The 10060-nt window shown below is 45.3% G+C and carries 13 protein-coding genes; 5 read left to right on the forward strand and 8 right to left on the reverse strand.

The genetic code is table 11. From position 1 onward, the window contains the following. Positions 1–217: 217 nt before the first annotated feature. The 3 genes from C7B77_RS15235 to C7B77_RS15245 are packed head-to-tail and all read left to right on the forward strand — an operon-like array spanning position 218 to position 2504. Entirely contained in the window at positions 218–817 is a 600-nt protein-coding gene (locus C7B77_RS15235; RefSeq protein ID WP_245894214.1) for a phycobiliprotein lyase, read from the forward strand. Then, positions 814–1359 (forward strand): hypothetical protein, encoded by a 546-nt coding sequence (locus tag C7B77_RS15240; RefSeq protein WP_106306368.1) that lies wholly within the window; start codon positions 814–816, stop codon positions 1357–1359. Before C7B77_RS15235 ends, C7B77_RS15240 begins: the two co-directional genes overlap by 4 nt. Positions 1360–1367: 8 nt before the next feature. Then, positions 1368–2504, forward strand: a complete 1137-nt coding sequence (locus tag C7B77_RS15245) for a leucine-rich repeat domain-containing protein (RefSeq protein WP_106306371.1) — start codon at positions 1368–1370, stop codon at positions 2502–2504. A gap of 165 nt (positions 2505–2669) precedes the next feature. Here C7B77_RS15245 and C7B77_RS15250 read toward each other — a convergent pair whose 3' ends face one another. Then, on the reverse strand, positions 2670–2969 hold the full coding sequence (locus C7B77_RS15250; RefSeq protein ID WP_015159668.1) for a ferredoxin: 300 nt from the start codon (positions 2967–2969) through the stop codon (positions 2670–2672). A 388-nt stretch (positions 2970–3357) separates the two neighbouring features. Between C7B77_RS15250 and C7B77_RS15255 the strand changes: the two genes are divergently transcribed. Further along, on the forward strand, positions 3358–4365 hold the full coding sequence (locus C7B77_RS15255) for a Gfo/Idh/MocA family protein (RefSeq protein ID WP_106306374.1): 1008 nt from the start codon (positions 3358–3360) through the stop codon (positions 4363–4365). Here C7B77_RS15255 and C7B77_RS29285 read toward each other — a convergent pair. The 3 genes from C7B77_RS29285 to C7B77_RS15265 form a co-directional block, all read right to left on the reverse strand. After that, complete coding sequence (locus C7B77_RS29285; protein WP_146138342.1) at positions 4352–4564, reverse strand: hypothetical protein; 213 nt, start codon at positions 4562–4564, stop codon at positions 4352–4354. The two genes, C7B77_RS15255 and C7B77_RS29285, sit on opposite strands and share 14 nt — an antisense overlap. Positions 4565–4619: 55 nt before the next feature. After that, on the reverse strand, positions 4620–5258 hold the full coding sequence (locus C7B77_RS15260; RefSeq protein ID WP_106306377.1) for a Coq4 family protein: 639 nt from the start codon (positions 5256–5258) through the stop codon (positions 4620–4622). A 62-nt stretch (positions 5259–5320) separates the two neighbouring features. Further along, the gene (locus C7B77_RS15265) at positions 5321–5824 is read right to left on the reverse strand and encodes a DUF4188 domain-containing protein (protein WP_106306379.1); all 504 of its coding nucleotides are present in this window, start codon (positions 5822–5824) and stop codon (positions 5321–5323) included. A gap of 323 nt (positions 5825–6147) precedes the next feature. Between C7B77_RS15265 and C7B77_RS15270 the strand changes: the two genes are divergently transcribed. Next, positions 6148–6681, forward strand: a complete 534-nt coding sequence (locus tag C7B77_RS15270) for a PadR family transcriptional regulator (protein ID WP_106306382.1) — start codon at positions 6148–6150, stop codon at positions 6679–6681. Between the two features lie 37 nt (positions 6682–6718). Here the strand turns inward: C7B77_RS15270 and C7B77_RS15275 are convergent, their stop codons facing one another. From C7B77_RS15275 to C7B77_RS15290, 4 genes are all read right to left on the reverse strand, one after another. Further along, positions 6719–7198, reverse strand: coding sequence for a DUF4385 domain-containing protein (locus C7B77_RS15275; protein ID WP_106306384.1), 480 nt, complete (start codon positions 7196–7198; stop codon positions 6719–6721). A 159-nt stretch (positions 7199–7357) separates the two neighbouring features. Next, complete coding sequence (locus C7B77_RS15280; protein WP_106306387.1) at positions 7358–7657, reverse strand: YkvA family protein; 300 nt, start codon at positions 7655–7657, stop codon at positions 7358–7360. 363 nt (positions 7658–8020) lie between these two features. Next, positions 8021–8311, reverse strand: coding sequence for a DUF2470 domain-containing protein (locus C7B77_RS15285; protein WP_106306390.1), 291 nt, complete (start codon positions 8309–8311; stop codon positions 8021–8023). A 72-nt stretch (positions 8312–8383) separates the two neighbouring features. Next, positions 8384–9829, reverse strand: a complete 1446-nt coding sequence (locus C7B77_RS15290) for a tetratricopeptide repeat-containing S1 family peptidase (RefSeq protein ID WP_106306394.1) — start codon at positions 9827–9829, stop codon at positions 8384–8386. Positions 9830–10060 lie beyond the last annotated feature (231 nt).

Raw genomic sequence — 10060 nt, forward strand, 5'->3', positions numbered from 1 at the left:
GCTTTAGGCATTAGGTTTTAGGGGTTAGGGATTAGGAGCGGGGTGTTGGGGGTCAGATTTTTAGAAGTTAGAGGTTTAAACTTTGTCTGAGTAACACATTGAAAACAGAGCCTCTAGTCTAGCAGCACTCCCTAAAGCCTAAAGCCTAAAGCCTAAAGCCTTCCTCCCCTAAACTTGCTAAAATTAAAGCTGAGTTACTAAGAATAATCCGCCCATGATGGACGTAATGGAGTTTTTTCAGCATAGTGCTGGTAAATGGCGATCGAAACGGACTACGCATCACCTCGCATTTAGACGATCGGAGATGGGAGAATCGGAGATCGAGGTAAAGGCATTGGATGCTAAAGATCCCGAAATCATTGCGCTGTGCGAATCACATCAAGTCGATCCGAGTCTGGCTGTCGGGGGCTGTTGCGTGACTTGGGCAGCTTCGATGGGTTGGGATCAAGAGGGTGAAAACCATGAAGGGAAAACGGTATTTGCGCTAGTACCAGATCCCGAAAAACCCCACAGCGGTCAATTGTTGCGCGATCGCGGTTATGCTGAAATTGTTTCGGTAGCCGGACAATATCACATGGATAACGATGGTGGCTTGGTATTAATTACCGACTATGACATTATGAGTTCGGTGGAGCGGTTTTGGTTTCCCAGTCCTAATGTCCGCGTCCGTAGCAGCACTGTCAAGCGGATGGGTGGATTTAGCACTGCGACATTCTGCACGGAAACTCGCGTGGTGGATGAGGCAAATGGAGATGGCGGTACTAACTCCGCAGCATATGTAGATCCTAAGTTAATTGTTTCCCCCCTCGGTTGGTGATATCAGACGATCGAACAGAAGCATATCGGGTTGGGGTTGAGTACATTGACAAAGTTTGCTCTTTGTTGCCAGAGCCGCAAATGGTAGATGTGATGGGCAATCTCCGCGATCGGGTGGCGATTTATAATTGGATCGGGTACCAAATTGAGGCTGTCAATAACTCACTCCAAACCCATGTTAATACTTGTCATGAGTGTTTTGAGACGATCGATCGGCGATCGCTCCAAATCTTGGCGGTTCCATTTGCTGCATCCGTACAACTAGATGGCTTTTGCAATATTAACGTTCGCCCAATGACAATTTTGGTCGATGTGGGACGAGTTTCGCCTCCCGATTGGTTGGCTCTAGTGGCTCATGAATACGCACACGCCCACCTGGGCTATCCCGGGCACGATCTGGCATATGTCAAGGTGCTAAGTCATTTATGCTTGGGCTTAGGTTTACCGCAGCCATCATTGACGCCAGACGATCGCAGTATATATTGTTGGCCGCCATATTCACCTGCGATCGATCCATTAGCTTGGTGGCGCGGTGAAGGCTAGAAATAAACATGAAAGACAACTTTGTATTATTGTCCATAGCAGGTTTAGCCTTACAAATATCATTATTAACAGTAGCTTGTACATCGGCACCCAAAGCTAAAAGTTTTGCGCAGTGGTGTCAAGAGCGAAATTCTGTGGCTGCGGCTGCAAAACATACGATCGATGTCTTGTTAAAAGAATCTGGTACTAGAGAATGCCAACAAGCCGATTCTAAGCTGAGAAATTTAGGCAGCCTAGAGCTTTCTAGCAATAAAATCAGCGATCTTAATCCGCTATCTAGCCTAACCGAGCTATCTGTACTCGATCTTTCCAATAATCAAATTCAAGATCTTCAACCCTTGTCCGAATTGAATAATTTGAGTGTACTCAATCTTGCCAAGAATAAAATCATTAGCATTAGCCCTTTGTCTGGCTTGACCGATTTAAGCGATCTATCTCTTTCTAGCAATCAAATTAGCGATCTCAAACCATTACAGAGCCTAACTAGGTTAAATAAATTATCTATCTTTAATAATAAAATCGGTGACATTAAGCCTCTCTCTGGATTGACTCTTCTGTATGAGTTGTATCTCTCTGACAATCAAATTAGTGATATTAAATCTTTAGCTGGCATTAGCTTTTTTCGAGGCTCTGAGCTAGGTTTGTCGGATGGTCAACTTTACACATCCACACTAGATCTTTCTAATAATCAAATCGGCAATATTGAATCTCTATCCACCGCAGAATTTTTAACCGAACTAGATCTTTCTAATAATAAAATCAAAGATCTTAAACCTCTAGCTAATTTAAATAATCTAACTAGACTCAAGCTGCCTGGTAACAAAATTGTTAGTATCGATCCTCTGTCTGGCTTAGATGGTTTGTTCGAGCTAGATCTTGCCAATAATCAGATCGGTGACATTAACAAACTAGCTAATTTAACTAATCTAGGATTCCTCAATCTCTCTAATAATCAGATTAGTAATGTCAAACCTTTAGCTAAATTAACCAAATTAAATCTACTCAATCTCTCTAAAAATAAGATTGGCGATTTTAAGCCTTTATCTAGTTTAATTAATAATCTACTCGAACTCAATCTCGCTGGCAATCAAAATCCTCAAAAATATTGTCCAGTCAAACCAGAAATGTGCAAATTCGATCGATAAAGACTTTTAAGAATAGCGAGATCGCACCCTCAACTTCGATACTTTGTTACTATTAATGTTTTTTATGTAATACGCCAACGATTTTGACACAAAAAAAAGATAGGAGCGAGGAATTAGCTTAATTCCCCACTCCTAAACTATTAACTCTAAATTGAGAGCGATCTATTAGTAGAGTTGTTCTTCTTGGTGAGTCATGATGGTGCAGTTAGACTTAGGATAAGCCACGCAAGTCAGGACGTAACCTGCTTCGATTTGGTCGTCATCTAAGAAAGATTGGTCGGATTGGTCGATTTCTCCAGCAGTGATTTTACCTGCACAGGTGGAACAAGCACCCGCACGGCAAGAATAAGGTAGGTCGATACCTTGCTCTTCGGCTGCGTCTAAAATATAGGTGTCATCAGCTACGTCGATAGTAGTGTTGAGACCTTCAGCTTCGTTGATTAAAGTAACTTTATAGGTTGCCATGTTAGATTGATTCCTCTCTATTTCGCTTAAAAATGGCGGATACGGACGGATGGATATCAGTTAGGCGATCGGGTATGATTGCCTAGCTAATCGCAGTCGTTTTCATCTCTATTTGAATACTAAGGGAAAACCTCACCATCTGTATCTATAAGTCCTACTAAAGTCGAATGGTATTCGTAATCAAATTGCGATAATTCATCTTAATTACTTATATCTCGCTGACTGTTAGGAGATTGGAGCATGACTCCAAACCACCAGAAGTAACATTTGGCAGCCAGAAAACTCCTCTGCGGAGGGGAGTGAATGGTAGGCTGGGACAGGGGTTATAATATTTTCTAGCATTCAGTTTGGGTGTTGGTTCGATCGCGAGGTAATATTAAAAAATCTTATGTCTAAAATCGCTACTTACGGAGAAATTAATCTCCCACTCCGAGTTGGAATTGTAGGCACGGGATTTGCCGCTAAGATCCGCGCCCAGAGCTTCGATGCCGAAAGTCGGACTCACTTAGTCGCTGTCTCGGGGCGCAATCCCGAGCGCACGGCAGAATTTGCCCACAGCTTTAATATCGTCGCCGTAGCTGATTGGCAGACATTGGTGCAGATGCCAGACATCGATCTGGTACTGGTGGCGACGATTAACGGACATCATGGTGCGATCGTCCGTGCCGCGATCGCCGCAGGCAAGCATACAATTGTCGAATATCCCCTCGCACTCGACTTTGGCGAAGCAAAAGAAATTGTCGCCTTGGCTGAGGCTAAAAAAGTCTTGCTGCATGTCGAACATATCGAACTCCTCGGCGGACTGCATCAGACAATGCGCGAATGGTTGGATCGCGTCGGTGAGGTCTATTATGCCCGCTACAGCACGATCGTCCCGCAGCGACCCGTACCTGAAAAATGGACTTTCAATCGCTCTGAGTTCGGATTTCCCCTGACTGCGGCTCTGTCTCGACTGCATCGATTTACCGATCTATTTGGCTCGATCGAGAGCATCAGTTGCAATAATCAGTATTGGGGTGGAGTGGGCGATTTTTACCAAACTTGTCTGTGTACCGCCCAGTTTCGATTCAAGAATAATAGCGCGATCGGCGAAATCGCCTATGGCAAAGGCGAAGGCTTATGGCAAGGCTCCCGTAAGTTTGAAGTCCATGGTGACAAAGGCGGGCTAGTATTCGATGGCGACGAAGGGGTATTCATCCGAGATGGTGTTTCTACCCCGCTAGACTTGGGCGCGCGCAAAGGTTTATTTGCCAAAGATCTCGAACTCGTCCTCGACCATCTTATCGATGGTAAGCCAAATTACGTCACGCCTGCGGCCAGTCTGGCCACGCTTCGCGTCGCCGATGCCGCTCGCATCGCCGCCGAAACTCGCCGCACGGTGGTTATTGAGAGTTGAGAGTTGGTAGTTGATAGTTGGTAGTTGATAGTTGATAGTCAATCGCGAAGGTATTAAGACCGAGATTTAGCGGATGCCTTTTCGGACGGGTTTGTCTTGTCGCACACAAACGGGAGGGAACCTCCCGTTCGATGCGCCGCTCCCGTCCATGAAAAGGCACCAAGCAGCGAATGCAACCACGCGGAGGTTTCCTCCGCATGTGTTGCACCAAGCAAACTGCGTCTTAGCCTCAAAGCATTGGTTCTAAATCCTTACTATTCGATAATCCGCAATTCCTGGCGGACTGTAGAGATCGATTTAGCCCAATTGCGTTCGTAAGGATAGGCAACCAACGCACGAGCGCGCCAACCACTCACAAATCCCCGTGTCAGATTTGCCAATAATTGGGGAATCGATTTCCAGTTGCCCATGGCAAACCAAGGCGTCCAGGATAGCACGAAGAAATTGAGCAAATCCCAGTATTGGACGAACATAAATGCGGCTAGTCCAAACTCACCCACAGGCGAACTATCGAACCCCGTCATAATATGCTGAACGTCGTGCGCGATCGCCAATCGTTGCCCAAAAGGATCTTTATCTAAATCTTCATTAATAAATGTCTCTGGCGTAAAGCCCTGCTCCAACATGTGTCGGGCATAAGCACCTCCTAACGTATCGGGCGGTAACTCCAGCAACTGTTCCAAATCGACAGTGACTACCCAATCGCAAATCGCCCCTGCTTGACGAGACAACCGTCGCAATACCCAGCGATTCCAACTGCTATATCGTTCCGCTTCGCGGATATGTAAAATTCCCTGAGCCGGATCGGGCATAAAAACGCGATAGGCTTGCCATAGCTCGCCCCAGTTTAGCCCCTGCCGATTTCGTAAACGTTGAGTGAGAACAGTTGTCATTATCTTTATCTCCCGCTAGTTAAATGTGGTGCGCTGAAAATAAGTACCAAAAATTGACTCTATTAGCTAGGAACGGCAGGTGTATTATTGCCACCCAACCGCCGACGGGCGGTTTCTTTTTTACCAACCGCAGGAATATGTGTAGTTGCCGCTGCTAAACCAAATACAGGCATGTTCGCGTAAATAGATTCCGATTGTCCCGCTGGAATTAAATAGGTTTCGTGCCAAATGCCGACGCTGCCATCGTTACCGATCGATCGATTGAACTCTCGCCACGGTTTTAAGTGCGGATCGTCAGCATTGCGGGCAAAATATTCTAAATGCTCGAACGATTTCCAATAGGTAATCATTACGGTTGTTATCGGAAACAAGCGGAAAAATGATTCTTGTCCCAAAAAACCTTTTTCTGAATATTGATGTAACACATTTAACATCGGCCCCATCGCTTGGGCGGTAGGCAGCCATTTATTGACAGCCCAAATGTTATTTACGCGCATTCCAATTAAAAAGACGACGAAGGATTCATCGATCTGGGCACTAAATCTACCAGGAACTACTTTTGACATATATTCGTGCTCTCGATTTAATTCTGTGGCTTTAGAAACATGCGAAAGTCTCGATCGAGATGTTGGGATGCTAAGTCAATGTGACGAAGGTCGCCAATTGCCCACTTCCGCTCGCATGTATTAAACTAGTTGCATATCAGAATGATATATCAACTTAATTGAATATGCAACTAAGTTAATAAAATTGACTGAAGCGAGTACCTCAGATCGCCGATCGCTTTTGCCAGCCAAGCTTTCGAGCGAGCAGGATTTGGAGAAAGACTCGATCGCAACTGGAATTTAAACTTCTATCCCCTATCCTCTATCCCCTATTCCCTATCCCCATGGCTTTATCTCATGCAATTTTGGCAGCACTAAACGATCGTGCTTGTAGTGGCTACGATCTAGCCAAAAGATTCGATGGATCGGTCGGTTTTTTCTGGAATGCAACTCACCAACAGATTTATCGAGAACTTACCAAACTAGAAGAACAAAGCCAGATTGAGGCACAATTAATCGAGCAAGAGCATCGCCCAGACAAAAAAATCTACACCTTAACCGAAGAAGGTGAGGAATTATTGCGATCTTGGATCGAGACACCAAGTACTGTCAGTCCGATTAAAGATGACTTGCTAGTAAAAATATTTGCAGGCACGATCGTCTCACCACAAACTATCGTGGCTGAATTAAAACATCATCGCATTCAACATCTAGAAAGTTTGCATACCTATCAAGCGATCGCCGATCGATTTTTTCCAGATCGATCGCAGTTTAGCGATGTCGGGCGTTATCAATACATTACGCTGCGGCAAGGCATCAGAATCGAGACTGAATGGTTAGCTTGGTGTGAAGAAGCGATCGAGTTATTAGAATCTTAGACTACATCCAAAATCTAAAATCCCAGTAACACGCGAATTAATTAGTATATTGTCGCTCGTGTCGATCGAGCATGAGGATATATTCTGGATCTGTCTTGGCTTGCTGCCATATTTCGTAGAAGATTTTGGCAGATTCTGCTTTAATTGGATCTTCTACATATGGCAGGATTGTTTTGGATTCTTTGGCGTATTTACGTCCCGATTTATGATTGGCGTAGCGTCGCGTTGGCGAAGCCTCTCCTTTGGAGAATCGAGTGTAACCCATTTGCAGAAACTTCCGTGCCATATCCATTCCCACAAAGTCTCCCTGCTCCTTATATTGAAGAAACAGGGTATAAATTTCGCTAGCAGATTTGCGGGCAATGTCTGGGGTTTTAAATCTCCAGTGGGGTAAAATTTCGCTTTTGTAAGGTTCTACTAGTAAGACACCTTGTTCGCCTTTGCCCACCCGATAAAGTTCGGGATGTTGTCGAAAATCGAGCGTTTTAAAATCGAGCGTGTAATCAAATTTTCTCATTTGCCAATCTATTAGATACCCGACTACTTCGACTAGAAATTTGAAATTTAGTCGATCCAGATCGTGACAGCGGATGGGATCGGGTGGTGAGGATTAGAGAGCAAAAAAAATGGAGTAGAGTTATGCCCACACGGTCAACTCTACTCCACAACCAATTAACTATTCAACTTGCACGGCTTTAACATCAACTGGAGCATCTTCAACAGGCGTTGTAGTGGCTTTCTCGGCTCTAGCATTGTGCGCTTGCAACTTTTCTTTAGCAATTTGAGAAACTTCAGCAATCAATAAAGAGATGATAATCCCATCATCTAACCAACCAACTATCGGGAAAACATCGGGAGAAATATCGATCGGGCTAACGATATAAAGTAAAGAGCCAGCTACTACCCACCAGCGATATTTGGGATTCCGTAGCAAATCGCGATACCAGTTGTAAATTGATTGGATGGAAAAGTTCATATCAATCTCCTTGAGCTATTTCTGAGCTATTTACATCATCGCAAATTGGCCGAGATTTAATAGGTGTGGAAAACTGCTATTTTTGTCGTGTCGTCCGCACCTAATTGGGGGGATAGGCTTTAGGTTTTAGGCTTTAGGCTTTAGGTTTTAGGCTTTAGGTTTTAGGTTTTAGGCTTTAGGCTTTAGGCTTTAGGCTCTAGGCTTTAGGGGAAAGGGGAAAGGGGAAAGGGTAAAAGGGAAAGGGGAAAGGAATTAGGCTTTGGAACTACGTTCTCCATCCACCCATCCACCCATCCACTCATCCACCCATCTACCCATCCACTCATCCACTCATCCACCCATCCACCCATCCACCCATCCACCCTACTCTGTCTCCTTCACAGCTCTGGCTTGCTTAATCATGGCGATGAGGGTGTGGTGAGCGTCTTCGGAGTCTGCCAATTCTCGATCGAAGGGAATGCGGATCTGGACGGTTTCACCATCGACTTGGGCGGTAAGATCCATACCTAAAGGATCGATCGCACTCATGGCGGCTGTCTCAGCGGTGGGAGTTTTGCCGTAGACTTGGGCATAGGTGAGCACTGCTTCGGCATGGTCGTCATTCATGTGCTTGCAGATACGATCGCTGATTGCTGGAGTAATGAGATCTGCCATGGGTATTTGTGTTAATAGTTCAAAAAATCTATCTCGATCGTACCGCAAACATCGGTCATCTGCGCTGTCTGGCTACGATTCAGCCTTCTTATTTAGCTTTTGCCATTGCCGAATTCTGACGAGCGTTTTTTGGTATTGCTCGGCATTACCCTGTTGTTGATATAGTTGGGCAGATTGCTGGAGATCGGCAAGTCCACCAGCACGATCTTTGAGCGTAAAGAAGCGATGATCGGCGCGCTTGGCGTAGACGCTGGCATTGCTGGGATTGAGATCGATCGATCGAGTAAAATCGGTTAATGCACCTTGACGATCGCCACGGAGGATTTTGAGGAAAGCGCGGTAGCTATAATATGTAGCTTCCGTGGGATCTTGTTGAATTGCCAGGTTGTAGTCGGCTAATCCGCCGATAATGTCTCTGTTTTTAACTTTTAAGATGCCGCGATTGCTGTAGGCGGGTGCATACTTGGGACTGAGTTCGATGGCGAGATCGTAGTCAGCCATTGCGCCTTGTAGATCCTTTAATTTGTTGGCTTTTAAATTCCCGCGATTGCTATAAGCTTCGCCATAGTTAGCATCGATTTGAATGGCACGATTGTAGTCTGCCAATCCGCCCTCAAAATCTTGAATTTTGACTTTGAGCACGCCGCGATAATTATAAGCGATCGCATCTTTGGGTTTAAGGGCAATGGCGCGATCGTAGTCGGCTAATGCGCCGCGATAGTCGCGATTATTATACTTCTGGGCTGCCGAGGCGACGTAATCATCGGCGGGAGAACTAGTAGTTTGGGCGATAGTTACTGCTGCTGGCTGACTGAGGGGGACGCCCATATTACTGGCAATTGCGACGAAACGATCGATCGGAATCCCGACATTAAAGCCCGTTTTGCCACCTAATGTATTATCGCTCAGGCGTTCGCGATCGCCTCTACCATGAATGGCGACTACTTCTGCACGCTCGTTTAATACCGCTCCACCACTCATTCCTGGTAATGTGTCGTTGCTATACACCAGCGAATAACCCGCATCGAAAGTTTTATTACTATTGGCAGAAACTTTGCCCTCTCTAAACACGAATATCGATTTAGTCAGCACTCGCGTCGCAGCAGGAAATCCCGCGACATATAGATCCATCCCTGATTTGAGGCTGCGAGAATTTCCTAGTTTGGCAGTGGGATATTTAGCGGTTGCCCTAAATTTGACGACAGCGAGATCGACATTACCAGGTGCGGGTTTAATCGAGCTACCGATTGCCGAATACTGACGATCGTCTGATGTGGTAATTTTGTAGTCAACTTTGTTTCTCACTACATGAGCGGCGGTGAGCACCGTATAAACATCGCCTTGTTGTTGCAGAATTACCCCCGAACCGATACTGTTGGGTTCGGTAATTAAAACGGTAATCGCTCTAGCCGTTTCACCAATTTCTACCGAAGTTTTGGCAACCGCGATCGATTGTACGATCGGAATTGTTGCCGCGATGCCGATTAGTCCCGCCAACAGTGAGATTTTAGGTGACATGAGAGTATAACTACTGGATGAGATCGATATTAGTCTAAATTTACCCGATCGAACGCCAGCGATTGACATCGCAGCTAGCTTCACAAGTCCGACATCTCAAACAGATCTAAACTGAAATGAAGATATTCGGGAATGATGTCGATCGTGCGTGTAGTTTTAAAATTAAACAGCAGTTTTGGTGGTGAATATGGCCAGCATTCGATCGAGTATCACAATCGCGTCCTTATTAAT

Origin of the sequence: Chamaesiphon polymorphus CCALA 037 (genome assembly GCF_003003845.1) — a bacterium.
Taxonomy (GTDB): Bacteria; Cyanobacteriota; Cyanobacteriia; order Cyanobacteriales; family Chamaesiphonaceae; genus Chamaesiphon; species Chamaesiphon polymorphus.